This window comes from Kitasatospora phosalacinea (assembly GCF_000717185.1).
Lineage (GTDB): Bacteria > Actinomycetota > Actinomycetes > Streptomycetales > Streptomycetaceae > Kitasatospora > Kitasatospora phosalacinea_A.
Map to the genome: position 1 here is coordinate 148473 of NZ_JNYE01000001.1, position 25945 is coordinate 174417.

Below are 25945 nucleotides of genomic sequence, written 5' to 3' on the forward strand. Positions count from 1 at the left end.
CCGCCTCGAAGCGGCCGCCGCCCGCTGCGCTGGTGGCCACCACCCGGCCTGCCGATCAGCCGTGGCCCGGGTGCGGGTGCGTCGCCACGGCCAGGGTCCGTGCGTCGCCGAGGACCGCGATGTCTCCCGAGCGGTCGGTCCGGACCACTGTCGCCCCGAGCGCCTTCAGCCCGGCCACGGTCTGAGGTGCGGGATGCCCGTACGGGTTGCCCACCCCGCAGGAGATCAGGGCCAGCCGCGGGCGGAGCGCGGCCATCAACGCCCAGTCCTGGTTCGCCGATCCGTGGTGCGCCACCTTGAGGACGTCCACCCTCCCCACCCCCGGCGGCCCCGGACCGCTCCGGGCCGTGCTCCGGTCGGCAGCCGCGGCCCTCCCCGCCAAGGCTGCGGACCCGTCCTCCTCACCTGCCCTGGGAGTCGGGCCGCCCCCGTTCGTTCCTTCCTCCGGCGCCCGGGAGGGGGGCCGGGACGGTGCGCCGAGTGCCAGCACCGCGGCCTGGGCCGGGGGTTCCAGGTCACCGAGCAGGGCGACTCGCAGCGGGGCGGCGGGCGGGCCGAGTACCGCGAGGATCGCGATGCTGGAGTTGTTCGGCCCCTCGGCGTCGGCTGCCGGGGGCGAGGTCGGCCACAGGACTTCCCAGGCCAGTTCCGCCCCGGCGGTGCGCCGCTCACCGCGCTGCGCGCGCTGCACCGGGATGCCGTCTGCTGCCGCCCAGCGGAGCACCCAAGACCGCTCCCCCTCCGAATCGTCCGCACTCGTCACCTCGATCGCTCCGATCGACCGACCACGCAGCACTCCTGGAACGCCTTCCGCGTGATCGGCGTGGAAATGGGTCAGGATCAACAGGGGGACCTGGGCCACGCCGAGGCTCCGCAGGCAGGCGTCGGCCGCCTTGGGGTCCGGCCCGGCGTCCACCACCACGGCGCTCTCCGGCCCGACCGGCAGCACCGTCATGTCGCCCTGTCCGATGTCGCACATCGCCAGCCGCCAGCCCGGTGCGGGCCAGCCGGTCGCCAACCGGACGACGGCCGGCGGGCGCAGCAGCACCAGCGGCAGCAGCAGGGCGAGCGCGAGTGCGACCAGTGCCCTCGTCCGGCGGCGCCGCAGCCTTCGGCCGACCAGCAGTGGCGGTACCGCCCAGGCCAGCGAGACGATCACCACGACCAGCAGGATCGACCCGAACAACCCGGCGGGCCAGACGAGTTCGGCCCCCGGCAGTTCCGCTCCGTGCCGGGCGACGGTGGCGAGCCAGCCGACCGGCAGCGCCGCGAGGTCCGTCAGGAACTCCGCCGCTCCCTTCGAGAGGGGTGCGATCGCGAGCGCACCGAACCCGAGCAGGGTGGCGGGGGCGACCGCGATCTCGGCCAGCAGGTTGCACGGCACCCCGACCAGGCTGACCCGGGGCGCGAGCAGCACGGTCACCGGCGAGCAGAACGCCTGTGCCGCCGCGGTGGCACCGACCGCCGATGCCAGGTGGTGCGGCCAGCGACGGGCCCGGAGCGCCGCCGTCCACCGCGGGCCGAGCACCAGCAGCCCGGCGGTGGCCAGCACGGAGAACAGGAACCCGTACGAGTGGGCCAGGTGCGGGTCGACCAGGATCAGGACCAGGACCGCACCGGACAGCGCCGGAACGCCCCTCCTCGGTCGGCCGGTGGCCAGGGCCAGCAGTCCGATCAGCCCGGTGGCGGCGGCTCTGAGCACGCTCGGATCGGGTCGGCAGACGGTGACGAACGCCAGCGTCAGTGCGGTTCCGAGCAGTGCCGTGGTCCGGAACGAGAGGCCCAGCAGCCCGGCCAGGCCGCCGCGGGCGGGGGCGTCGGGCTCGCTCGGTGCGCCACCGACCAGGACCGCCAGGACGATCGCCAGGTTGGCGCCGCTCACCGCGACCAGGTGGCCGAGGTCGGTGGCCCGGAACGCGTCCGACAGGTCGTCGGGCAGTCTGGAGACGTCGCCCACCACCAGTCCGGGGAGCAGCCCCCGGGTGTCCGGCGGCAGGTGGTCGCAGGCGTCGCGGAGCCCTTCACGGAGGTGGGCCGCGAGACGCTGCGGGAGGTTCGGTGGCGCGATCACGCGCGGCGGCCCTTGCGGGACCAGCAGCGCCGCGCTGTCGGTACGGCGCCCCCGTCCCGCTCCGCCTGCCGTCTCCGGCTGTTCCGGCAGGACCTCTGCTCGCAGCTCCAGTTCGGTGGAAGGAATCAGCTGCTGCCACGGGTAGTCCTCCTGGGAGCGGATCAGCAGGGTGACGGGTGTGCGGGTGGCGACGGACGCCGGGGCGGGACCGCCCCGGGGGACGGGATCGGTGCGGATTCGGGTGACGAGGGCGGCGACGGTGAGGGTGGGACGGGACAGCGCACTGCCCCGGGTGTGCGAGCCGTGCTGTTTCGGATCGCCCGTGACGGTCAACTGGACGGCGACCTCTGGGTTGGCGGGTCTCTCCTCGGCCGGGTCCGCCGCGCCTCGCTGGTCGCCGTCCCGCGGCCCGGCCCGGGTGGACGGTGCTGGTGCGGTCGGGAGGAGGGGTGGACGGGCCAGTGCGGGCAGCGGGCCTCGGCGCAGGTCGGCGGTGTGCAGGACGGTGGTGGTGGCTGCCGCGGCGGCGGTCAGCAGGACGGCGGCAGTCAGGCGGTGGAGCGAACGGCGGGGTCCTTTCGTGCGGAGCAGGATGGGGGAAACCGCCGCGGCCGCCAGGGCGACCGCGAGCAGTGCCGGTTGTCGGTCCGGGTCCAGGCCGAGGACTGCGGCGGTGACCGCCCACGCGGTAGCGGCAGGAAGGAGCAGCCGGTAGTCGGTCCGCTGGCGGGTGCGGGCAGGTGCGGCTGGCATCGGGCACCTCCTTTCGGCGTGGGCGGCGGTCGGCGTCGTACGGGTGGCGGCAGAAGGAGCGGGTGAGGCTCAACGGGCTTGCACGGCGCTGGGGTTGATTGCATCGCGCGAAGTGGCAGGGGTTGGTTGCAGAGGGGTGGCCTCCGATCAGCAGGGCGGTGTTCTCACGGCGGCCTCGGTGCAGGAGGTGAGGCCCGGACAGAGCACGGGATCGGGCGGTGGGGCGCCTTCTCCGCGGCAGGACGGCCCGGCGGGGCGGGCACGGCAAGGTTCGGCCCGGTGGCCCGGGCCGGGTCGGCACAGCACGGCCTGACCCGGCCCGGTCCGAAGGGCAGCGAGGTCGGGGGGTCAGAGGGTCAGGAGTGACTTGAGGTCTTCGTACTTCCGCGGGCCGATGCCCGGGACGTGGCGGAGTTGGTCGAGTGACTGGAAGGGGCCGTGGGTGAGGCGGTACTGCAGGATGCGTTGGGCCAGTGCGGGCCCCACGCCAGGGAGCGAGTCGAGTTGCTCCGCCCCGGCGTGGTTGAGGCTCACGGGGCCCGTGGGGCCCGCGGGGCCGGCCTGGGCCACGCCGCCAGGCAGGGGGTCGGTTCCCACGAGGATCTGCTCTCCATCGGTGAGTGGACGGGCGAGGTTGAGGCGGCTGGTGTCGGCGCCGGGCAGCGGTCCGCCCGCGGCGGCCAGGGCGTCGGCGACCCGCGAACCCGCGGGGAGGGTGCGCAGGCCGGGGCTCTGGACTTTCCCGGCGATGTCGATGACCAGGGGCGGGCTGGTCGACGGGGGTGCTGGGGCCCCTCCTTCGGTCCGGTCGGAGACGGTTTCCGCCATGGCGATGGTCGGGACGGCAACGGGGTGCGGCCTGGCCAGCCAGAAGTGCTGGACGGCGTAGCCGGTGGCGAGGACGAGCAGGACGGTCAGGCCGAGCACGGCCCGGCGGTCGAGGGCGCATGCGGCGGGGAGGCGGAATCGCAACGGGAGTTTCGGCGGGGCGGTGTGCGGCACGGCGACAGGGGTCGGGGCTGGTCGGGGCCCGGGCGGCGGATCGGGCTCCGACGGGGTGTCGGCCCATTCGCCGTCCGGAAGGTCGAGGGTCGTAGGGCGCTTCGGTGTGGTGGCTCCGCCCAGGACGGGTGCCTCCGCGGGAGGGTCCCGCTCCGGTGACGAGTCGGCGCTGCCGTGGCCGAGGGCGGTTGTGCTGCCGGTCGCGACACCGAGGTCGGCGGCGTCGTCGACGGTCGGTTCCGGGCGCACCGGGCATCCGGATGCTCCGTACGTGGCGAGGATGCGCGGCGACGACGGCCCCGGCACCGGAACGGGGGCGGGCTGCACGGACGCAACCGCCGACTCGGGTCCGATCGGTTCAGCGGGCTCAGCGGCGCCGGTCCCGTTCTCCGGTGGCCCTCCCGGGTCGTACTCCGGGGCCTCCTCCACGGCGCTCTCCATGCCGTGTTCCAGCCGCGGGGCCGGTCCTGCGACGCTTCCGGAGAGCAGCTGGTGGTGGTCGTCGGGTCCGGCGAGCGGGTCCGCCGGGAAGAGTCGGCCGAGGCGGGCCCGGGTGGTCTCGGCGGCCTGGCGTCGGCGGGTCTGGGGGGCGGTGATGGTCCTCATGGCGAGGACAGTAGAACGGCGCTGACGGACCGTCGGAGAATGCGTCCACCCCTGTGGACAACTCGGGGTTGTGGATAACTCCTGTCGCTCGAACGGGTGATTCCAGCCCGCGTCAGTGCGACGATGCGATGATCGGAGACACCACTACGGCCAGCAGGCCGGGGCCGACGTGCGCACCGATGACGGCTCCGACCTCACTGACGTAGAGCCCTTCCAGTCCGGGAACACGGCCCCGCAGCCGCTCCGCCAGCGGTTCGGCCCGGTGTTCGGCGGCGAGGTGGTGGACGGTGATGTCCACCGGCTGCTGTCCGGCGCGCTCGACGGCGATCTCCTCCAGCCTGGCGATCGCCCGGGAGGCCGTGCGGACCTTCTCCAGCGGCTCGATCCGGCCACCGGCCAGGTGCAGCAGCGGCTTCACCGCCAGCGCGGAGCCGACCAGCGCCTGGGCGGTCCCGATCCGCCCTCCTCGCCGCAGGTGCTCCAGGGTGTCGACGTAGAAGAAGCCCGCGGTGCCGGCGGCCCGGCTCTCCGCAGCGGCCACCACCAGGTCGAGATCCGCCTCGGTGGCCTCGGCGCCCGTCCCGTCGCCACCGCCCACGGCGGCGCCCACGGCGCCCCCGGCTCCGACGGCCCCCGCACCGGGGCGTGCCGCGTCCAGCGCCTCGGCCGATTCGGCGGCGGCCAGGACGCAGCTGCCCAGTGCCATGCCGACGAGCCGGCTGTCGACCACCCGGACCGGGATCGGCACGGTGGGGGCCGCCAGCCGGGCCGCCTCCGCCGTACCGGAGAGCTCGGCCGACAGGTGGATCGAGACGATGCCCCGCGCACCGGCCTCCGCGGCGGCCCGGTAGGCGGCGGCGAAGGTCTCGGGACTGGGGCGGGAGGTCGTCACCCGCTGCTTGGAACGCAGGACCTCGGCGACGTCCTTCGGGGAGATCTCGACGCCTTCCGCGAAGACCTCGTCACCGACCGCGACGCTGAGCGGCACCACGCGGATGCGGTGCCGGTCCACCGCTTCCTGGGGCAGATACGCGGTGGAATCCGTGACAAGTGCGAGGTGGCCGGGCATGAGCCGGAGGTTACCCGCAGCCGGGCCGGGAGGACAGCGCTCGAAGTTCGATGGTTTGCCCCCTAATGCGTCGGGTAACTTCTCCGAGCACGGACAGCAACCGCCTCGTGACGCGGGGTCAGGGGCGGTTGGGTCCCGCCGGGTTCGGCTTGCGGAGGCGGTCGGCGAGGCGGGAGAGCGGCTCGGCGGCCAGCCCGAGCAGTTCCTCGGCACTGGTCGGGCGACCGGCTCCGAGTCCCTTCCAGCGGTCGGCGGGCTCCTCGACGGAAGCGGCGGCCGTCCCCTGGGAGCCCCTCTGGAAGTCAGTGCCCTCGGCGGGGTCCTCGGCAGCGGGCTCGGCCGGGGTCCAGTGGCGCAGCGCTCCGGCTTCGTCCTGGCACTCCTTGCCGAGGCGGGCGAGCTCGTCGTCGGCGAAGCGGCGCATCCGGTCCTGGGCGGCCCATCGCAGGGAGTCCGCGGAGTGGGTGATCCGCTCGACGCGCTCGCGCAGCTCGGGGAGTTTGGCGGCGACTCGGCTGCTCATCGGCTCGCGCTCCAGCATGCGGAGTTCGGCGTCGAGCTCCGCGGCGTGCGCGTCGAGGCGGGTGAGCAGGTGGAGGGCGTCACCGAGCTGGCCGTCCTGCGGCAGGCCGGACTGCAGGACCTGGCGGGTGGAGTCGAGCGCGGTGCGCAGGGACAGCCGGAGCGCGGCGATCCGACCCTGCTCTCCCGGCCTGGCGATGCTCTTCGCCTTCAGGGCGGCGTTCTCCACCGCCCGCTGGGCGTTGGCGCTGTGCCGGTCGACCTTGGCCGCCACCGCCTTCGCCGCCTTCACCATTCCGACCACGGCCATCACCAGCAGCGTGACCCCGAACAGCGCGACCAGCGCCACCACCACACCGAGCGCTTCCATCGGGAGCCCACCTTCCGCCCGTGACCGGCCCTGAACCGCCTGTTGCGGTCCGCTTGTCCGTCGGACCTCCACCGTAGCCCGGAGCGGCGGTCGACAGCAGGCCGTGGGCACCACTCCTGCCCGAGATCAGGGACAGCTCAGGGATGTCCCCCAAGCGATCTCCCCGAGATCCCGGGTGCTTTCACCGAAGAACGGAGCCACCTTGTTCGCACTCCTCCGGCGGTCGGCCCGGCCGCATCCGCAGACGGCGAAGGGCCGGCCGCCCCTCGACGGGAACGACCGGCCCCACTCGGCCGACAGCGCGTCGGCCCGGGTCCCGTCAACCGGTGACGATGTTCACCAGCTTCGGCGCGCGCGCGATGACCTTGCGCACCTGGGCGTCGCCGATGGCCGCGACCACGGTCGGGTCGGCCAGGGCCAGCGCCTCCAGGTCGGCGTCCGAGATGGACGGAGCGACCTCCAGGCGGGCCTTCACCTTCCCCTTGATCTGCACGACGCAGGTCACGGTCTCGTCGACCACGTACGCCGGATCGGCCACCGGGTAGTCCGCGAAGGCCAGCGACTGCTCGTGGCCCAGGCGGCGCCACAGCTCCTCGGCGATGTGCGGCGCCAGCGGGGCGACCAGCAGGACGATCTGCTCGGCCACCGACCGCGGCGTGGAGCCGCGCTTCACCAGGAAGTTGTTCAGCTCGATGGCCTTGGCCACGGCGGTGTTGAACCGCAGGCCCGCCATGTCGCCGCGGATGCCGTCGATCGTCTTGTGCAGCGCGCGCAGCGTCGCCTCGTCCGGCTCCTCCTCGGTGACCACCAGCTCGCCGGTGACCTCCGAGACGATGTTGCGCCACAGCCGCTGCAGGAAGCGGTACGAGCCGACCACGGCCCGGGTGTCCCAGGGGCGGGAGACGTCCAGCGGGCCCATCGCCATCTCGTACAGGCGCAGCGTGTCCGCGCCGTACTCGTCGGCGATCTCGTCGGGGGCGACCGCGTTCTTCAGCGACTTGCCCATCTTGCCCGCCTCGCGGCGGACCGGCTCGCCCTGCCAGAAGTACTGGCCGTTGCCCGCCGGGTCCACGACCTCGGCCGCGGGCACCGGGAAGCCGCGGGCGTCGCGGTAGACGTCCGCGGTGATCATGCCCTGGTTGAACAGCTTGTGGAACGGCTCGACCGAGGAGACGTGGCCCAGGTCGTGCAGCACCTTGTGCCAGAAGCGGGCGTACAGCAGGTGCAGCACGGCGTGCTCGGCGCCGCCGACGTACAGGTCGACACCGCCGGCCGGCTTCTCCGCGGTCGGGCCCATCCAGTAGGACTCGTTGGCGGGGTCGACGACCGAGGTGGAGTTGACCGGGTCGACGTAGCGCAGCTCGTACCAGCAGGAACCCGCCCAGTTGGGCATGGTGTTGGTCTCGCGGCGGTAGCTCTTGACGCCGTCGCCCAGGTCCAGCTCGACGTTGACCCAGTCCTCGTTGCGGGACAGCGGGGTCTTCGGGGAGGACGCGGCGTCGTCGGGGTCGTAGGTGTGCGGCGAGTAGTCGTCCACCTCCGGGACCTCGACCGGCAGCATCGACTCGGGCAGCGCGTGCATCGCGCCGGTCTCGTCGTAGACGATCGGGAAGGGCTCGCCCCAGTACCGCTGGCGGCTGAACAGCCAGTCGCGCAGGCGGTAGTTGACGGTGCCCTCGCCGATGCCCTGCTCGGCCAGCCAGGCGGTGATCCGGGCCTTGGCGTCGACCACGGACAGGCCGTCCAGCGAGATGCCGTCGCGCTCGGAGTTGACCAGCACCGAGTCGTAGGTGTCGAAGGCGTCGTCCCAGGTGTGCGGGTCCTCGCCGCGGCCGTCGGTGGGCCGGACGACGCAGCGCATCGGCAGGTTGAACGCCTGCGCGAAGGCGAAGTCGCGGCTGTCGTGCGCCGGGACGGCCATGATCGCGCCGGTGCCGTAGCCCATCAGCACGTAGTCGGCGATGAACACCGGGATCTGCTCGCCGCTGACCGGGTTGGTCGCGTAGGCGCCGGTGAACACACCGGTCTTGACCTTGGCGTCGGCCTGGCGCTCGACGTCGGACTTGGCGGCGGCCGCCGCCCGGTACTCGGCGACGGCGGTGGCCGGGTCGGCGGCGCCGCCGGTCCACTCGTCACGGGTGCCGGCCGGCCACTCGGCCGGGACGACGGAGTCGACCAGGGCGTGCTCGGGCGCCAGGACCATGTAGGTGGCGCCGAACAGGGTGTCGGGGCGGGTGGTGAAGACGGTGACGGTGTCGCCGCCGACGGTGAAGTCGACCCGGGCGCCCTCGGAGCGGCCGATCCAGTTGCGCTGCTGCAGCTTGATCGCCTCGGGCCAGTCCAGCAGGTCCAGGTCGCTGATCAGGCGGTCCGCGTAGGCGGTGATCCGCATCATCCACTGGCGCAGGTTGGACTTGAACACCGGGAAGTTGCCGCGCTCGGAGCGGCCGTCCGCGGTGACCTCCTCGTTGGCCAGCACGGTGCCCAGACCGGGGCACCAGTTGACCGGCACCTCCTTGGAGTACGCCAGCCGGTACTCGCCCAGCACCTCGTCGCGCTCGACGCCGGACAGCTCGGCCCAGGCGCGGCCGCCCGGCACCTCGCGCTCGCCGGACTCGAACTGGGCGACCAGTTCGGCGATCGGACGCGCCTTGGCCGCGGCCTCGTCGTACCAGGAGTCGAAGATCTGCAGGAAGATCCACTGCGTCCAGCGGTAGTAGTCGGGGTCGATCGTGGAGATCGAGCGACGCGAGTCGTGGCCCAGGCCCAGCCGGCGCAGCTGCTGGCGCATGTTGGCGATGTTGTCCTCGGTGGACACCCGCGGGTGGACGCCGTGCTGGACGGCGTACTGCTCGGCGGGCAGGCCGAAGGCGTCGTAGCCCAGGGTGTGCAGTACGTTGTGGCCGTTCATCCGCTGGTAGCGGGCGTACACGTCGGTGGCGATGTAGCCCAGCGGGTGGCCCACGTGCAGGCCCGCGCCCGACGGGTACGGGAACATGTCCATGATGAAGCTGTGCGGCTTCGCGGCGACGGACGTCCCGTCGGCCAGCGGGCCGGTCGGGTTGGGGGCGTTGAACGTCCCCTCCTTCTCCCACAGGTCCTGCCAGCGGGACTCGATCTCGGCAGCCAGCGCGGCGCCGTAGCGGAAAGGCTCGGTGGCGGCTTCGGCCGCGCCGGAAGCGGGGGTCGTCTCGCTCATGGTCCTTCAAGCTCCATCGTCATCAGTCAGCGAACAGGCCGTAGAAAGCAGAAAACCCCTCCGCAGGAGGGGACGCCACGCCGACTCCGGCCCTCGAGCCGGTCCTGGTCAGCGCGGCCGGCTAAGAAGCAGGCGCACAGTTCGCATGGGCTCAGGGTACCGCACCCCCTCAACCCCCTTTCGCCTCACCACGTCAACCCCCGGCCCGGCCCGGCGCTACGCCTCCGCGCGCATCGCGGCATCGAAGTCCCGCAGGGCCCGCGCCACCCGGGCCGACTGCATGCCCGCCGCGAGCAGCCGCGCCCGGTCCGCGGTCCGTTCGGCCTCGGCCCGCTCGCCGGTGCGGCGGTAGGAATCGGCGAGGCGCACCATCAACAGCGCCTTGGCCCGGGCCCGTTCCACCGAGAGCGAGTCGATCGAGGACAGCAGCAGGCTGCGCGCCTGCCCGTGCTCGCCGAGCAGCAGGTACCCCTCGCCGACCATGCCCTCCAGATCGGCCCGCTCCTGCCCGTGCCCCGCCACGCCCTCCAACTCCCGGAACGCCCGCTCGGCGACGGCCTCCGCGCTGATCTGCTCCCCCTTGCGGCCGTGCGCCCGGGCGATCCGCCCCAACTGCAGGGCCCGCTCGCGCGGCGTCAGCACGGCGTCCGCGGCGCGCAGCGCGGTGGAGAGCATCGCCACCGGGTCGAGCCCCCGCCCGCCGGAGTTGTACGTCGCCTGGACGGCGAGGCAGCCCACCACGCCGACGCCGAGCCGCGGGTCGCCCGAGACGTGCGCGGCCCGCAGCGCGGCGACGAAGGCCCGCTGCGCGGCGGCGTCGTTGCCCATGTCGTAGTTGGCCCAGCCGACCAGCCGGGCCAGTCGGCTGGCCGCCCCGTACAGTTCGCGGCCGAGCGGTTCGTCGTAGCTGCCGAGTTCCAACAGCTTTCCCACCATGGCGAGTTCGGCCTTGGCGAGGTCGAGGATCAGGCCACCGCCGTAGGTGCGTTCCAGTCGCTGCTTGGAGTCGTAGGACAGCCGCAGGTCGGCCAGCTGCTCGGGGGCGATCCGCAGCGCCCCCTCGCCACCGGTGACCGGCGGGGGCGGGGAGGCCCAGTGCCGGGCCGCCTGTTCCAGCTCGTCGCCGCGGAACAGGTCGGTCAGGCGGACGGGGGCGCCGTCGGCGCCCGCCTCGCGGAGCGCGGTCTGCGCGGTGTCGGCGGTCCACGGGTCGGTCAGTAGCCGGGGCGAGAGCATCTTCGCCCCCCGGCGGGAGCCCATCTGCCCCCAGAGCTGCTCGTAGGTGACGGCGATGCCGACGCTGCGGCCCAGCACCTCGCAGACGGTCTGGTCGTGCGGCGAACGCGGCACCATGCCCCGGTCGCGCCACTTGTACGGTGCGGTGGAACTGATCGCCATGCCGCCCGGGAGCACCGCGTTCACCTCGCGGGCCAGCCGCTCCGGGCTCCAGCCGAGCTGGTGGAGTATCCGGGCGAGTTCGTCGTTCCGTTTTCGCACCAGGTCGGCCATGGCACGACGGTAGCGGCCCCGCCCTCCGCTCGGCAGGGAAGTCCGGTGAACGACCGGAGGCCGCCCCTCGCGGGACGGCCTCCGGACTGCTGTGGAGCTAAGGAGAATCGAACTCCTGACCTATTGCATGCCATGCAATCGCTCTACCAACTGAGCTATAGCCCCATGCTGTTACTGCTGTCACCTGCGGTTTCCCTCGGCGACATCGCCAACTGTACACGGTCGGCGCCCCCTGCCCTAATCCGTTCCGAGGCCCCGCAGGACCCCGAGCCGCCGCGGACCGCGCGGGCCGGCGGAACCCCGCACCCGCCCGAACGAGACCCCGATCCCGCCGACCGGGCAGGATCCCGGGCAGGATCCCGGGCCCGTCCGCGGAGCGTCCGCGAGAACACCCGAAAACACCGAAGGCCGCCACCCTCTTCGGGTAACGGCCTCGCGGAACTGCTGTGGAGCTAAGGAGAATCGAACTCCTGACCTATTGCATGCCATGCAATCGCTCTACCAACTGAGCTATAGCCCCGCGACACTGACGACCACTCACGGACCACCGGTGCGGAGTGGAGCTAAGGAGAATCGAACTCCTGACCTATTGCATGCCATGCAATCGCTCTACCAACTGAGCTATAGCCCCGCAGTTCCGCGACTCCCGCCCCCGGTTTCCCGTCTGCGTTCCTCGCTGCGAACGAGGAAGACTCTAGCTGGTCAGAGCCGGAACTGTGAAATCCGGGTCGTTCGGCCGTCAGGTCTCGCCGCGGGCCCGCCTCAGGTCTCGTCGCCGATGACCGGCTGCGGCAGCGTGCCCGCGTTGTGCTCCAGCAGCCGCCACCCGCGCGAGTCCTGGCCGAGCACCGACCAGCAGCAGTTGGAGAGACCGCCGAAGCGCTCCCACAGCTCCGGCTCCAGGCCCAGCATCCGACCGATCATGGTGCGGATGGTGCCGCCGTGGCTGACCACCACCAGGGTGCCGCCCTCCGGCAGCTTGTCCACCGCGTCCAGCACCACCGGGACGGCCCGGTCGGCCACCTCGGTGGCCAGCTCGCCGCCGCCGCGCCGCACCTGCTCGCCCTTCGACCACGCCTCGAACTGCTCCGGGTAGCGGGCCTGGATCTCGGTCTTGGTGAGCCCCTGCCACTCCCCCGCGTACGCCTCCCGCAGGCCCTCGTGGTGGTGCGCTTCGAGGCCGGTGAGCGCGGCGAGCTCGGCGGCGGTGCGCCGAGCCCGCTGCAGGTCGGAGGAGACCAGCAGGTCGGGCCGGAGCCCGGCGAGCAGTCGAGCCGCCCGCTGGGCCTGGAAGACGCCCTGGTCGGTGAGCTCGATGTCCGTCGTGCCCTGGAACCGCGCTTCGAGGTTCCAGGAGGTCTGGCCGTGCCGCCAGAGGACGATGCGCGGCCAGGCCCCGACCCGGCTCAGAGGTCGCCCCCGGAGACGGCGTTGCCGGCCGCGTCGGTGACGGCGTTCTCCGGCCGGTTGCGGGTGGCCAGCGCGTCCTCCGGGATCGGCAGCTCGGGGCAGTCCTTCCACAGGCGGTCGAGCGAGTAGAAGGAGCGCTCCTCGGAGTGCTGGACGTGCACCACGATGTCCAGGTAGTCGAGCAGGATCCAACGGCCCTCGCGCTCGCCCTCCCGGCGCACCGGCTTCACGTCGAGCTTCTCGCGCAGTTGGTCCTCGATCTCCTCCGCGATCGCCCGCACCTGGCGGTCGTTGGCGGCGGAGGCGATCAGGAAGGCGTCGGTGATCGACAGCACCTCGCTGACGTCGAAGGCGATGATGTCGTGCGCCAGCTTGTCGGCCGCCGCCTGCGCGGCGACGGTGATCAGTTCCTGGCTTCGGTCGGTGACGGTCACGATGCTCTTCCGGATCGGCTGTGGGGATACCCTCCCAGGATCTCATGAACGCGACGGAGCCCCCGAGCGTTTTCCGTCCGGGGGCTCCGACCGCGCCTTCGCGGCGCCCTGCTGGGTCCTGCCGGGTCCTGCCGGACCCCCGCCGGGCCTTCTACCGGGCCCTGCTCCGAGTCGTCCTCACTGCGTCTTCTGCGCCAACGGCTGGTAGTCCTTGCCGACCACCAGGACGAGGTCCGCGTTCTGCGCCTCGGTGGCCTTCTTCACCACCGAGTCCGGCAGGTTCATGCTGGTGGCGAGGGTGAGGGCCGCGGGCCGCATGGCGTCGTCGGTGTAGCGGATCTCGGAGGTCGCCTGCTCGGGCCCCTTCGCGCTGGAGGGCAGCACGTCCATGCCCGCGTTGATGACCGCGGCCTGCGCGCCCGTCCCCGAGACGTCGCTGCCGGAGGCGTTGACCATGGCGACGCGGGTGGAACCGCCGGTGCCCTTGGCACTGCCGATGGTGCCGCCGAGGATCTCCTTCACCTGCACGCCCGCCGTGGCGTCGTCCAGCGTGCCGTCGGCCTTGGCGGTGAGCTTGGCGGTGGACAGGTGCCCCGCCTTCGCCTGCTTGGCCAGGTTGACCAGCACGCCGGCCAGTGCGCTCTCCGGGAGCGACGGGTCGGCGACCGAGTTCATCCGGTGCACGTCGTCGGTGGCGTCGGCCATGGTGGTCGGCATGGTGCTGATCACCGCGGCCAGCACCTGCCCGAAGCGGGCGAGCTGGGCGTCCCGGCCCTCACCGGGCGCCTGCAGGGTCGCGTAGGCGACGGCGGCGTGCCCGTTCAGCAGGACGTCCTTGCCCGCCGCGGCGAGCACCTTGCCGTTCGGCTTGTTGTCCTCGCGCACCTCGGCGTTGGTGTCCACCCTGATGCCGCCGAGCTGGGAGACCAGCAGCAGCAGGTACGGGGTGTCCAGCCGCCAGGTGCCGGCCACCTTGGCGCCGAGCACCGCGGACAGGCCCTCGCGGGTGGCGAAGGCGCCGATCTCGTCCAGGGACTCGCCGACCGTGGTGCTGGAGGAGTCCCCGTTGCTGGGCAGCTGCAGGTTGTCCGGCAGCAGCAGCACGGTCGCCTTCTTCCCGCCCTCGTCGTCGACCAGCAGGGCCGTGGTGACCTCGCCCTCCGGGTCGCGGAGGTGGACCACGTTCACGTACCGCCCGCCGACCGCCGCGGACGCGTCGTCACCGCCGCCGAACTTCCCGGTCCACCACAGGTAGCCCGTCCCGCCGGCCGCCAGCACCACCGCCGCCACCAGCAGCGAGACCAGCCGGTTGCGCAGCCGCCGCCGCCGCTCGGCCCGCACCTCGCTGCGCGACTCGGCGAACTTCAGCCAGTCGATCGCGTCCTCGGACTCCTCCGTCTGCTCGTCGACGAAGCTGAACTCGCCCGTGGTGTACGAGTCGCCGCCCTTGGCCTTCGCCCGGGCCGCCGCGGCCGCCCCCCGCCCGCCGACCAGCTCGGACGGCTCCTCCGCCGCGCCCCCCACCGACGCGGCCCCCGCAGCCGCACCCGTGCCCGCACCCGGACGCGTCCGCGGCGGCACCACCGCAGCACCCGCACCCGCACCCGCACCCGCACCCGGGACGGCCACCGGGCTCACCGGAGGCGCCGAACGCCCCGCCGCCTGCCCAGGCACCTGCCCGGGAGCCGCCACCGGGGACGGCGCCGCCCCCTGCGGGTGCAGCCCCTGCGCGGGCTGCTGCTGCCCGTAGTAGGCGTCGTACGGCTGCTGCCCGTACGCCTCCCCACCCGTCTGCCCGCCGAACTGCCCCTCGTAGCCGCGCTGTTCGAACCCCTGCGGCTCGTACCCGCCCTGCTCGTAGCCGCCCTGCTCGTAGCCGGACTGCTCGTAGCCGGACTGCTCGTACCCGCCCTGCCGGTAGCCGCCCTGCTCGTAGCCCTGCGCCGGGTACCCGGGCGCCGCGGCCTGCTGCCCGCCGCCGTAGGGGTCCTGCGGGTACGCCCCGGGCTGCTGCTGGTACGGGGAGCCGTACTGGTCGTACTGACCGCCCTGCCCGTACGCGGGCTGCTGGCCGTAACCCTGTTGCGGCTGCTCGTAGTCGTCGTACCCCTCGTACCCCTGCTGCTGCGCGTACCCCTGCTGCTGCTCGTGGTAGCCGGACTGCGGCTGCTGCTGGGGGTGCTGGGGCTGCTGCGGCCGCCGGGGCTGGGACTGGGGTTGCTGGCCGAACCAGTTCTGGTCGTCGGACGTTCCGGTCACGTCGTCCCTCCCGGGGGCATCAAGGCCGGGCCGACGCGTACAGCGCCCGCTTGTGGATGTATCGGACCACGCCGTCCGGCACCAGGTACCAGATGGGTTCGCCCTTGGCGACGCGCATCCGGCAGTCGGTGGAGGAGATGGCGAGTGCGGGCACCTCGACCAGCGAGACCCCGCCGACCGGCAGGCCGGTGTCGGAGAGAGTATGGCCCGGCCGGGTGCAGCCGATGAAGTGCGCGAGGTCGAAGAGTTCCTCGGAGGAGCGCCAGGAGATGATCTGGGCGAGGGCGTCGGCACCGGTGATGAAGAAGAGTTCGGCGTCGGGGTGGAGGCTGCGGAGCTCGCGCAGGGTGTCGACGGTGTAGGTGGGGCCGTCGCGGTCGACGTCGATCCGGCTGACCGAGAACTGCGGGTTCTCGGCGGTGGCGATCACCGTCATCAGGTAGCGGTCCTCGGCCGACGAGACCTGCCGGTCGGACTTCTGCCAGGGCTGCCCGGTGGGGACGAAGACCACCTCGTCCAGTTGGAAGGCGCTCGCCACCTCGCTCGCGGCGACCAGGTGCCCGTGGTGGATGGGGTCGAAGGTGCCGCCCATCACGCCCAGCCGTCGCCTGCGCGCACCGCCGTCCGGTGTCGGGGTGGCGTCCGGCGCCGGGGTGCCCGGCGCGGAGGTGCCCGGCGCCACGTTCGTCCCGGAGGTCTCGACCTGCTCTCTCATGGCGCCACACCTTACGCGACCCGGATGTACCGGGGGATTCCGCCCGTCGGCGCTCCCCGGCCGCACCACGGGCGCTTCCCGGCCGCACCACGGGCGCTTCCCGGCCGCACCACGGCGCTGCCCGGCCGCACCGCGCTCCGCCACCCCGGGGGCCGCGGTGCGCGGCGGACGGGGCAGCGGCGCGAAGGACCGGCTACCGGCTACCGGCCGCGGCTCAGCGGTCGCGGTTGAAGCGGGTGGTGATGAACAGCAGGAGCAGCAGGATGAACAGCGCCGAGCCGCCCGTCAGCAGGGGGTTGAGGCTGTCGTGGTTGCCGCCCCCCTCCTCGGCGAGGCGGGCGATGACGGGCAGGGCAGCAGAGCTCATGATCGGCGGGACCTTCTCGGCTCGGTGTGAGGACCAGGCGGTCACGGACCGTGCGGCCCGCGCGCTCATCGTACGGGGGCCCGAGACGCAACCGCGCGGCGGCCCACCGCGTCTGACCACCCATGAGCCGTCGACGCGGTCCCGGCCCGAAAGCACACCCAGCCCGCACCCAGCCCGAGCCCGCTCCCGGTTCGACCCGATCGGCGCGACCCGAGCCCGCTCCCGGCGCGCCCCGAGGCGTTCGGCGCCCGGGCCGCGGCCCGGTTCAGCCCAGGTCGTCGGCGGTGCGCCCGGCCGTCCCGGCCCGCTCGGCCCCGCTGGCGGCTTCGCGCGCCGCGTCGCGCTTGGCGCCGTCGCGGCCGGCCCTGGCCAGCGCCCACACCATCAGGCCGACCCCGACGAAGGAGGCGATCAGGATGAACCGCAGGAACAGACCGGGGCCGTTCTCGTTGGAGATCGGTCCGGCGAGCTGGACCAGGGCGGCAGTGGACATCACGGGCTCCTTGTTCGGTACGGCAGAGCCAGCGTAGTCCCGTTTACGGCCGCCCCGACCCCGCGGCCCCCGGGTGTCGGTGGGGCGTCCGCGAGGGGCACCCGGGTCTCCCCGACCGGGGTGCGGACGGCGTAGCGTGACCGCGGGGACGAGTACGGACACACCGACGTTGAAGTGGAAAGCAGCGGGGGCCGGCCAGGGAGCCGGTGCCGGCGTCGATCCAGGAGAGGTACTCAATGACCGACATGACCAAGGGTTCCGCGCCGAGCCGCCGCCAGCGCTTCCCGGAGATCTCCACCCGGGCCTGGGAGCACCCGGCGGACCGTTCCGGCCTGGTGGCGATGCGCAAGCTCAGCGGCTTCGACGACGTCCTGAAGAAGCTGGCCGGCCTGGTGTCGGAGCGCAGCGTGCGCCTGATGTTCCTGGCCACCGCGGTCAAGACCTCGGAGCGCCAGTTCCCGGAGCTGTACGACATGGTGCGGGACGCCGCGTACGTCCTGGACCTGGACAAGGTCCCGGACCTGTACGTCTCCCAGGACCCGAAGGTCAACGCGTACTGCATCGGCATGGACACCCCGGTGATCGTGGTCACCACCGGCCTGGTCGAGCTGATGGACGAGGAGGAGCTGCGCGCGGTGATCGGCCACGAGGTCGGTCACGCGATGTCGGGGCACGCCGTCTACCAGACCATGCTGCTGATCCTCACCAACCTGGCGACCCGGGTCGCCTGGATACCGCTGGGCAACCTGGCGATCATGGCGCTGATCACCGCGCTCAAGGAGTGGTTCCGCAAGGCGGAGCTGTCCAGCGACCGGGCCGGTCTGCTGGCGGGGCAGGACCTGCAGGCGTCGATGCGGTCGCTGATGAAGCTGGCCGGCGGCGCGCACATGGCCGAGATGAACGTGGACGCGTTCCTGGAGCAGGCCGCCGAGTACGACAAGGCGGGCGACCTGCGCGACAGCGTGCTGAAGCTGCTCCAGGTGCTGCCGCAGTCGCACCCGTTCGCGGTGGTGCGGGTGGCCAAGCTGAAGAAGTGGGCGGAGAGCGAGGAGTACCGCTCGATCATGGCCGGGGCGTACCCGCGCCGCGGCGACGACCCGGAGGCCTCGGTCAGCGCGCAGTGGAAGGCCGCCGCCGAGTCGTACTCGCAGTCGATGAAGGACAGCAAGGACCCGCTGATGGGCCTGCTGCGCGACCTGGGCAACGGCGTCGGCACGGTCGGCGGCAAGCTCCGCGACACCTTCACCGGCGCGGGCCGCGGCAACGGCAGCGGTGGCGGCGACCAGGAGGGCAGCGACTCGCAGGGCTGAGCAACCGCCCGCACCCGCCCCCGCCCCCGCAAGCTCGGCCGCCCGCGCAACCGGGCCCGCAGCAGCAGCCGCTCCGGCCGCTCCGGGATCAGCCGGTGATCGGCCCCAGCACCCCGCAGGACTGCCAGGCCGGCCGCGCGTGGTCGGCCGGGTCCACGGCGGGCGGGGTGCTCGGGCGGACGCCCGCCGCGGTGGCCAGCAGCGGCTGCAGGTAGGCGCTCTGCCCGGCCGCGCAGGAGCTGGGCCCGGCCTGCACGGCGGCGTCGACCACCCGCAGCCGGCCGATGTCGAGGTCGGTGCGGTCGATCTGGATGCGCACCGCCCGGCGCACCGCGTACAGGGTGACCGACGGGTCGCTGGTGGTGCCGGCCGGGCGCAGCGCGTACACCAGGGTGTGGTCGGTGGTGATCTCCAGGGTGTCGCCGTTGAGCTCGCCGATGCGGACGGTGCCGGCGGCCTTGACGGTGTCGGCGGCGAGGGCGATCTGCCCGGGGTCGAAGCGCACCATCCAGCCGGTGGCGGCGTGGTGCTGGTCGTCGCGGGGCGAGTTGGTGCTGTCGTCGTACTGCGCGAGTTCCCCGGCCGTGACCAGGGCGCGGACCTGTTCGGTCTCGTTGGCGGCCAGGGTGGCCGGGGCCAGCTCGGAGGCCACCAGGTAGTGCTGGACGGAGTCCAGGGCCCGCTGCACCTGGGAGCCGGTGAAGTGGGCGGTGGCGGTAGCGGTCGGCAGCCCGAGCCCGGCCGGGCCGTCCGCGTACCCGGGGGGCAGCCCGGCGAACGGGTTCGCGTGGTCGGCGGTCGCGGTGACCGTCCCGGCGGGGGCGAGCGGGGTGAGGCTGACGGTCAGCTGGGTGCCGCTGGGCGGCGCGACCTCGCCGCGCGGGGAGCTGATCCCGAAGTAGACGGCGGCGGCGAACGCCAGCGCGACCACCAGCAGCAGGGCGATGGCCTGCCGGGGCATCCCCAGCCAGCCCCAGCCGCGCGGCCGGGTGGCCCGTCCGAGGGCGCCGGACAGCCGCTCCTGCGCGGACAGCTCCTGGATCCGGGCAGCTCGGACGAACGATTCGTCGAAGACGACGGACCGGAACTCGTCATCGTTGGAACCACCCTCGGGCGTGCCCCCAGGAGGCTCGCGCGGGTCACCCATGACACCAGGGTAGACTCGCTGGCCGCCCGCGACGAGGGCACGCGGGTAACGAGCGCGCGACGGTACGTCACCGACGGCCGGGGTGGGCGGGGGACGGCCGGGATCCGTCAGCCGACGGGGACGGCCGCCGCCGCGGACGGCTGCCCGGGCGCCGCGGCCGGGCTGCCGCCGCCCTGGTCGCTCCCGCCGCCCTGACCGCTGCTGCCGCTCTGGCTGCTGCCGCTGCTCGGCCGGGTCGGCGTCTCCTGCGCGACCCCGCCGACGCCCCGGTAGACCGCGGCGACCGACAGCGCGACCAGGCCGACGCCCATCACCAGCGCCAGCACCCAGGCCACCGGCCGGTGCCAGCGCTGCTGGGCGACCGTGCCGCCGCGCAGCGGGTCGAAGGCGCGGACCCGGGAGCGGCGGGTGCGCCGTTCCTGCCGGTCGCAGCCCGACCACGGGTCGGGGTAGAAGCGGTCCTCGTCCAGGCCCCCGGGCAGCGGGCGCAGCTCCAGCGGCAGCGCCTCGCCCCCGGCAGCGGACTCCGCGAACTCCGCGGACTCCGCCAACTCCACGGACTCGGTGAACTCGTAGCTCCGGGTCGCCCCCGCCTGTTCCGGCTCCAGCCGGGCCTCGGCGGCGGCGAGTTGCCGCTCCCGGGCGCTCGGCTCGTGCACGGCGGCGGAGCGGACGAAGCTCTCGTCGAAGACCACGGTGGCGAACTCGTCGTCCGCACCACCGTGGTCGGCGCCGTCGGAGTACGGCGAGCCCCCCACATCCTCAGCCACGGATTCAATGTATTACCGGCCGGGGCGTTTGTCTGTGGGTCTCGCCGATCGGGTCCGGACGGGCTACGGCATTCGGCCGCGCGCACCACCGGGCCCGCGCACCACCAGGCACACGCATCACCGAGCCCGCGCACCACGGGCCCGCGCACCACCGAGCCCGCGCACCACCGGGCCCGGAGCCCGGGGCCCCGGGTCAGCCGCCGACGGTCTGCCGGGCCTCGCCGCGGACGTGCCCGTCGCCGGTGACGATGTACTTGGTGCTGGTCAGCTCGGGCAGGCCCATCGGGCCGCGGGCGTGCAGCTTCTGGGTGGAGATGCCGATCTCCGCGCCGAAGCCGAACTCGCCGCCGTCGGTGAACCGGGTGGAGGCGTTGACGGCCACCGTGGTGGAGTCGACGAGCTGGGTGAAGCGGCGGGCGGCGGGCTGCGAGCCGGTGACGATCGCCTCGGTGTGGCCCGAGGAGTAGCGGCGGATGTGCTCGACCGCGGCCTCCAGCGAGGGCACCACGGCGGCCGCCAGGTCCAGCGAGAGGTACTCCGTCCCCCAGTCCTCCTCGGTCGCCGGGACGGCCGTCACCCCGGTGCCCTCGGCGGCCTTGAGCACCGCGTCGTCGCCGTGCACGGTGACCCCGGCGTCGGCCAGCGCGGCCAGCGCGAGCGGCAGGAAGGCGTCCGCGACGTCCTGGTGGACCAGCAGCGTCTCGGCGGAGTTGCAGACGCTGACCCGCTGGGCCTTGGAGTTCAGCAGCACGCCGACGGCCATCGCCAGGTCGGCCTGCGCGTCCACGTACACGTGGCAGTTGCCGGTGCCGGTCTCGATCACCGGGACGGTGGAGCCCTCGACGACGGTGCGGATCAGCGAGGCGCCGCCGCGCGGGATCAGCACGTCGACCAGGCCGCGGGCGCGCATCAGCTCCTGCACCGACTCGCGGCCCTCGCCCGGCACCAGCTGGATCACGTCGGCCGGCAGGCCCGCACCGGCCACCGCGGCGCGCAGCACCTCCACCAGCGCGGTGTTGGAGCGGTACGCGGAGCCCGAGCCGCGCAGCAGCACCGCGTTGCCGGACTTCAGGCAGAGCGCCGCGGCGTCCACCGTGACGTTCGGCCGGGCCTCGTAGATGATGCCGACCACGCCCAGCGGGACGCGCACCTGGCGCACGTCGAGGCCGTTGGGCAGGGTGTAGCCGCGGACCACCTCGCCCACCGGGTCGGGCAGGCCGACCACGCTGCGGACGTCGGAGGCGATCGCGGCGATCCGCTCCGCGGTGAGCGTCAGCCGGTCGATCACCGACTCGGCGGTGCCGGCCGCCCGGGACCGCTCCACGTCCTCCGCGTTGGCGGCGGTGATCTCGGCGGACCGCTCGACCAGCGCGTCCGCGATCGCCAGCAGCGCGGCGTCCTTCGCCGAGCGCGGCACTGGCGCCAGGACGGCGGCCGCCTCCCGGGCGCGGCGCGCGGCGGCGAGGACGGGGCTGTCGGCGGTGGCGGTGAGGTCGCTCATGCGGCCAAGCCTAGCGAGCCGGCGCCCCCGCCCCGCCGCGCATTTCGCCCGCTGAGACGTCCCCCGCGGAACGCGACCGAACGCGGCCGGGCGCGGCCGACCGCAACCGGGCGCGCCCACGCGGAGCCGGGCCCGACCGGGCGGGCCCACGCGGGGCCGGGCGCGAACGGGACCGACCGGCCCCGCCTCAGTACGGGTGCACCCCGCCGAGCTGCGGCGGCGGGTCCCCGAAACCCTCCGCGACCCGCTTGTGGTACGTCGGGCGGTCCACCACCTCCAGGCCGACGATCTCCCAGGCCGGGAGCTTGGCGCTGGCCTTGTGCTCGCCCCACAGCCGCAGCGCGATCGCCGCCGCGTCGTGCAGGTCCCGCGCCTCCTCCCAGTAGCGGACCTCGGCGTGGTCGGCGGCGTAGCGGGCGGTCAGGAAGAACGAGTGGTCGTGCGCCAGCTTCTCCAGTGCCGTCCGCAGCTCGGGCAGCGGTGTCGCCGCCCCGGCCACGCTCAGCACCACGTGCCACATCCGGGCCTGCTCCCGCACGGGGCCCCGCTCCTCCTGCCCGGCCTGCCCGGTGTCCGGCGCGGCACTCGGGTCGACCTCCCGGTCGGCGCTCCGCTCGGCGCTCCGCTCGGCACTCCGGTCAGCGCTCTGCTCGGCACCCCGCTCGGCACTCAGGTCGACGTCCCGGTCGGCCTCCCGCGGAGCCCGCTGCTCGACGCCCCGGCCGCCCTCGATGCTGGTGAGCCGCCGCTCGGACCTCTGCCCCGGCAGCGCTTCCTCCCGCCTGCGAACCACCGGCGGCCTCCCATTCAGCGTGTCGCGCGGACCCCCCGGCCCGCTGCTCCCACCCCCCGTACCGGCCCCGCCGCCCGTGCTCAGCCGCGCAGCACGACCAGGTCGTCGCGGTGGACGACCTCGCGTTCGTACGCGGCGCCGAGCTCCTGGGCCAGTTCTCGGGTGGACCGGCCGAGCAGACGGGGCAACTCCCTCGCATCAAAGTTGACCAGTCCGCGGGCGACGATGTGACCGTTTTCGCCAAGAAGGTCGACCGGATCGCCCGCGGCGAACTCCCCTTCGACCCGGGTCACCCCGGCGGGCAGCAGCGACTTGCCGCCGTGCACGACGGCCGCCACCGCCCCGTCGTCCAGGGTGAGCGTGCCGCGCGGCGAGGAGGCGTGCTCCAGCCAGAGCAGCCGGTCGGCGGAGCGGCTGCCGGTGCGCTGGAACAGCGTGCCGGTGGGGCGGCCGGCCAGGGCGTCGGCGGCCTGGCTCGCCGCGGTCAGCACCACCGGGATGCCCGCACCGGTGGCGATCCGGGCCGCCTCGACCTTGGTGACCATGCCGCCGGTGCCGACGCCCGCCTTCCCGGCGCTGCCGATCTCCACGCCCGCCAGGTCCTCGGGGCCGTGCACCACCTCGATCCGGCTGCTGCCGGGCTTGGCGGGGTCGCCGTCGTACAGGCCGTCCACGTCGGAGAGCAGCACCAGCAGGTCGGCCCGCACCAGGTGCGCCACCAGCGCGGCCAGCCGGTCGTTGTCGCCGAACTTGATCTCGGCGGTGGCGACGGTGTCGTTCTCGTTGACGATCGGCATCGCGCCCATGGTCAGCAGCTGGTCCAGCGTCCGGTACGCGTTGCGGTAGTGGGCGCGGCGGCTGGCGTCCTCGGCGGTCAGCAGCACCTGGCCGACCCGCACCCCGTAGCGCGCGAAGGAGGCGGTGTACCGGGCGACCAGCAGCCCCTGGCCGACGCTGGCGGCGGCCTGCTGCCGGGCCAGGTCCTTGGGGCGCTTGGCCAGTCCGAGCGGGGCCAGGCCGGCCGCGATGGCGCCGGAGGAGACCAGCACGACCTCCGGCGCGTCCGGGCGGGTCCGCAGCTTGGCCAGCGCGTCCACCAGCGCGTCCACCCGGTCCGCGTCCAGGCCCCCGGCGGCGGTGGTCAGCGAGGAGGAGCCGACCTTCACCACGATCCGCCGCGCCGAGACGACTTCCTCGCGGAGCAACTGATCCACCATCAGCCCGACCTTCCGACGCAGCCTGTGTACGTCCGCAATCTAGCGAGCGCGCTTGCGGGTCACGAAATCGCGACGAGGCGTGAGACGTCACCGGTCCGGAAAGCGCGAACAGGGGCGCGGACGGTGAAGTCCGCGCCCCTGCCGCACCGGAACACGCCCGGAAGCGCCCCCGTGCTGCCGGGCTCCGCCGCCCCGCCCTACTGGTCGAGCTCCTCGCGGCCGGAGGAGAGCGCCTCGAAGTCCAGGTACTCCTGCTCCGCGGTGTCGCGGCCGCGCTGGCGCTCGCGGCGGCGGTCCACCGCGGGGCGCTGGGTCTCCATCCGGTGGTCCTCGCCGCGGCGGCCGAGCATCTCCGCACCGGCGGCCATGGTGGGCTCCCAGTCGAAGACCACGGCGTCCTCGTCGGGGCCGATGATGACGGTGTCGCCCTCCTTGGCGCCGATCTTCCAGAGCTCCTGCTCGACGCCGAGCCGGGCGAGCCGGTCGGCGAGGTAGCCGACGGCCTCGTCGTTGGCGAAGTCGGTCTGGCGGACCCAGCGTTCGGGCTTGCCGCCGCGGATCCGGTAGGCGCCGTCCTCCTCCTCGATGGTGAAGCCGGCGTCGTCCACGGCGGTGGGCCGGATGACGATGCGGGTGCTCTCCTCGACGGGCTTGGCGGCGCGCGCGGCGGAGACGATCTCGGCCAGCGCGAAGGAGAGTTCGCGCAGGCCCTTGTGGGCGAGCGCGGAGACCTCGAACACCCGGTAGCCGCGCTCCTCCAGCGAGGCGCGGGTCAGGTCGGCGATGTCCTGGCCGTCCGGGACGTCGATCTTGTTGAGGGCGACCAGCCGCGGCCGGTCCTCCAGGCCGCCGTACTGGGCGAGTTCGTCCTCGATGGTCTCCAGGTCGGTGAGCGGGTCGCGGCCCGGCTCCAGGGTGGCGCAGTCCAGCACGTGCACCAGCACCTCGCAGCGCTCGACGTGCCGCAGGAACTCCAGGCCGAGGCCGCGGCCCTGGCTGGCGCCGGGGATCAGGCCGGGCACGTCGGCGATCGTGTAGACGGTCTCGCCCGCGGTCACCACGCCGAGGTTGGGGACGAGGGTGGTGAAGGGGTAGTCGGCGATCTTCGGCTTCGCGGCGGAGAGCACCGAGATCAGCGAGGACTTGCCGGCGCTCGGGTAGCCGACCAGCGCGACGTCGGCGACGGACTTCAGCTCCATCACGATGTCGCGGGCCTCGCCGGGCTCGCCGAGCAGCGCGAAGCCGGGCGCCTTGCGGCGGGCGGAGGACAGCGCCGCGTTGCCGAGGCCGCCGCGGCCGCCCTGGGCGGCGACGAAGCTGGTGCCGTGGCCGACCAGGTCGGCCAGCACGTTCCCCTTGCGGTCCAGGACGACGGTGCCGTCCGGCACCGGCAGCACGATGTCCGGGCCCACCGCGCCGGTGCGGTGGCCGCCCGCGCCGGGCTTGCCGTTGGTGGCCTTGCGCTTGGGCGAGTGGTGGTACTCGAGCAGGGTGGTGACCTGCGAGTCGACGACCAGGATGACCGAGCCGCCCTCGCCGCCGTTGCCCCCGTCGGGGCCGCCGAGCGGCTTGAACTTCTCCCGGTGCACGGAGGCGCAGCCGTGGCCTCCGTTACCCGCGGCGACGTGCAGTTCGACGCGGTCCACGAAGGTGGTCATGAGGGGTGCCTCCCGTGCGAAGTAATGAGGTTGTCCTGCGGTAAAGCGGAAGGGTGGGCCCGGATCATCCCGGCCCACCCTTCACAGCGAGTCTGTACGGACTCAGGCCTCGACGGCCACGATGTTGACGACCTTGCGGCCGCGACGGTTGCCGAACTCCACGGCACCGGCGGTCAGCGCGAACAGGGTGTCGTCGCCACCACGGCCCACGTTGGCGCCCGGGTGGAAGTGGGTGCCGCGCTGGCGGACGATGATCTCGCCGGCGGAGACGACCTGGCCGCCGAAGCGCTTCACGCCGAGGCGCTGAGCGTTCGAGTCACGGCCGTTGCGAGTGGAACTCGCACCCTTCTTGTGTGCCATCTGGCTATCCCCTTTCTAGGAAGACCGCAGGAAGTTGTTACTTGCTGACCGAGTCGATGCTGGTGATGCGCACCGCGGTGTGCTTCTGGCGGTGGCCCTGACGACGGCGGTAGCCGGTCTTGTTCTTGTAGCGCAGGATGACGATCTTGTCGCCCTTGGTGTGGTCGACGACCTCGGCGTGGGCCTTCACGCCGCCGAGCACCCACGGGTCGGAGGTGACGGACTCACCGTCGACGACGAGGATGGTCGAGAGCTCGACCGAGTCACCCGGCTTGGCGTCGATACGGTCGATCTCCAGCACGTCGCCCACGGCAACCTTGTGCTGGCGGCCGCCGGCGCGAACGATCGCGTACATGCGGTACCTACTTTCCTAACTCGGTCGGAACTCCGGATGCCAGCCGCCTGGGTAT

Annotated in this window: 21 protein-coding genes and 3 tRNA genes; 1 reads left to right on the forward strand and 23 read right to left on the reverse strand. The window is 73.4% G+C overall.

Features of this window, described 5'->3' with window-relative positions:
• Positions 1 to 55: 55 nt before the first annotated feature.
• The 15 genes from OO57_RS00665 to OO57_RS00730 all read right to left on the reverse strand — a co-directional run bounded on the left by OO57_RS00665 (position 56) and on the right by OO57_RS00730 (position 16779).
• Positions 56 to 2824, reverse strand: coding sequence for a ComEC/Rec2 family competence protein (locus OO57_RS00665; RefSeq protein ID WP_051776282.1), 2769 nt, complete (start codon positions 2822 to 2824; stop codon positions 56 to 58).
• Positions 2825 to 3172: 348 nt separating this feature from the next.
• Entirely contained in the window at positions 3173 to 4432 is a 1260-nt protein-coding gene (locus tag OO57_RS40540) for a ComEA family DNA-binding protein (RefSeq protein ID WP_234337171.1), read from the reverse strand.
• 112 nt (positions 4433 to 4544) lie between these two features.
• Complete coding sequence (locus tag OO57_RS00675) at positions 4545 to 5501, reverse strand: DegV family protein (protein WP_033250209.1); 957 nt, start codon at positions 5499 to 5501, stop codon at positions 4545 to 4547.
• Positions 5502 to 5619: 118 nt separating this feature from the next.
• Positions 5620 to 6393: a hypothetical protein gene (locus OO57_RS00680; protein WP_033250210.1), complete on the reverse strand. Its 774-nt coding sequence runs from the start codon at positions 6391 to 6393 to the stop codon at positions 5620 to 5622.
• 319 nt (positions 6394 to 6712) lie between these two features.
• The gene (gene leuS / locus OO57_RS00685) at positions 6713 to 9592 is read right to left on the reverse strand and encodes a leucine--tRNA ligase (RefSeq protein ID WP_033250211.1); all 2880 of its coding nucleotides are present in this window, start codon (positions 9590 to 9592) and stop codon (positions 6713 to 6715) included.
• Between the two features lie 216 nt (positions 9593 to 9808).
• Positions 9809 to 11101, reverse strand: a complete 1293-nt coding sequence (locus OO57_RS00690) for a hypothetical protein (protein WP_033250212.1) — start codon at positions 11099 to 11101, stop codon at positions 9809 to 9811.
• A 92-nt stretch (positions 11102 to 11193) separates the two neighbouring features.
• Positions 11194 to 11266, reverse strand: a tRNA-Ala gene (locus OO57_RS00695).
• Between the two features lie 282 nt (positions 11267 to 11548).
• A tRNA-Ala gene (locus tag OO57_RS00700) sits at positions 11549 to 11621 on the reverse strand.
• Positions 11622 to 11659: 38 nt separating this feature from the next.
• Positions 11660 to 11732: transfer RNA gene (locus tag OO57_RS00705), tRNA-Ala, on the reverse strand.
• Positions 11733 to 11863: 131 nt separating this feature from the next.
• Positions 11864 to 12511 (reverse strand): histidine phosphatase family protein, encoded by a 648-nt coding sequence (locus tag OO57_RS00710; protein ID WP_033250287.1) that lies wholly within the window; start codon positions 12509 to 12511, stop codon positions 11864 to 11866.
• Positions 12508 to 12945, reverse strand: a complete 438-nt coding sequence (gene rsfS / locus OO57_RS00715) for a ribosome silencing factor (protein WP_033250213.1) — start codon at positions 12943 to 12945, stop codon at positions 12508 to 12510. The genes OO57_RS00710 and rsfS overlap by 4 nt, the downstream gene beginning before the upstream one ends.
• Positions 12946 to 13122: 177 nt before the next feature.
• On the reverse strand, positions 13123 to 15204 hold the full coding sequence (locus OO57_RS38285; protein ID WP_051776283.1) for a LytR C-terminal domain-containing protein: 2082 nt from the start codon (positions 15202 to 15204) through the stop codon (positions 13123 to 13125).
• Positions 15205 to 15223: 19 nt separating this feature from the next.
• The gene (gene nadD / locus OO57_RS00725; RefSeq protein ID WP_033250214.1) at positions 15224 to 15919 is read right to left on the reverse strand and encodes a nicotinate-nucleotide adenylyltransferase; all 696 of its coding nucleotides are present in this window, start codon (positions 15917 to 15919) and stop codon (positions 15224 to 15226) included.
• A 214-nt stretch (positions 15920 to 16133) separates the two neighbouring features.
• Positions 16134 to 16286 (reverse strand): hypothetical protein, encoded by a 153-nt coding sequence (locus OO57_RS44515; protein ID WP_199811183.1) that lies wholly within the window; start codon positions 16284 to 16286, stop codon positions 16134 to 16136.
• A gap of 265 nt (positions 16287 to 16551) precedes the next feature.
• On the reverse strand, positions 16552 to 16779 hold the full coding sequence (locus OO57_RS00730; RefSeq protein ID WP_051776284.1) for a hypothetical protein: 228 nt from the start codon (positions 16777 to 16779) through the stop codon (positions 16552 to 16554).
• 236 nt (positions 16780 to 17015) lie between these two features.
• Here OO57_RS00730 and OO57_RS00735 point away from each other — a divergent pair, with 236 nt between their 5' ends.
• Positions 17016 to 18089, forward strand: a complete 1074-nt coding sequence (locus OO57_RS00735) for a M48 family metallopeptidase (protein ID WP_033250215.1) — start codon at positions 17016 to 17018, stop codon at positions 18087 to 18089.
• Between the two features lie 88 nt (positions 18090 to 18177).
• On the opposite strand, the gene OO57_RS00740 is transcribed toward OO57_RS00735, so the two are convergent.
• From OO57_RS00740 to rplU, 8 genes are all read right to left on the reverse strand, one after another.
• Positions 18178 to 19236, reverse strand: coding sequence for a hypothetical protein (locus OO57_RS00740; protein WP_033250216.1), 1059 nt, complete (start codon positions 19234 to 19236; stop codon positions 18178 to 18180).
• A 107-nt stretch (positions 19237 to 19343) separates the two neighbouring features.
• Entirely contained in the window at positions 19344 to 20006 is a 663-nt protein-coding gene (locus tag OO57_RS00745) for a hypothetical protein (protein ID WP_051776285.1), read from the reverse strand.
• Between the two features lie 193 nt (positions 20007 to 20199).
• Positions 20200 to 21507 carry a glutamate-5-semialdehyde dehydrogenase gene (locus OO57_RS00750; protein ID WP_033250217.1) on the reverse strand — a complete coding sequence of 436 codons (1308 nt, stop codon included), beginning with the start codon at positions 21505 to 21507 and terminating at the stop codon, positions 20200 to 20202.
• Positions 21508 to 21694: 187 nt separating this feature from the next.
• Positions 21695 to 22300 carry a hypothetical protein gene (locus OO57_RS38290; protein ID WP_234337172.1) on the reverse strand — a complete coding sequence of 202 codons (606 nt, stop codon included), beginning with the start codon at positions 22298 to 22300 and terminating at the stop codon, positions 21695 to 21697.
• An 80-nt stretch (positions 22301 to 22380) separates the two neighbouring features.
• Positions 22381 to 23517: a glutamate 5-kinase gene (gene proB, locus OO57_RS00760; RefSeq protein ID WP_033250218.1), complete on the reverse strand. Its 1137-nt coding sequence runs from the start codon at positions 23515 to 23517 to the stop codon at positions 22381 to 22383.
• Positions 23518 to 23714: 197 nt separating this feature from the next.
• A complete protein-coding gene (obgE, locus tag OO57_RS00765) occupies positions 23715 to 25175 on the reverse strand; it encodes a GTPase ObgE (RefSeq protein ID WP_033250219.1) in 1461 nt (486 codons plus the stop codon).
• 102 nt (positions 25176 to 25277) lie between these two features.
• Positions 25278 to 25535 (reverse strand): 50S ribosomal protein L27, encoded by a 258-nt coding sequence (gene rpmA / locus OO57_RS00770; RefSeq protein WP_030906548.1) that lies wholly within the window; start codon positions 25533 to 25535, stop codon positions 25278 to 25280.
• 37 nt (positions 25536 to 25572) lie between these two features.
• Positions 25573 to 25890 (reverse strand): 50S ribosomal protein L21, encoded by a 318-nt coding sequence (gene rplU / locus OO57_RS00775; RefSeq protein ID WP_033250220.1) that lies wholly within the window; start codon positions 25888 to 25890, stop codon positions 25573 to 25575.
• Positions 25891 to 25945 lie beyond the last annotated feature (55 nt).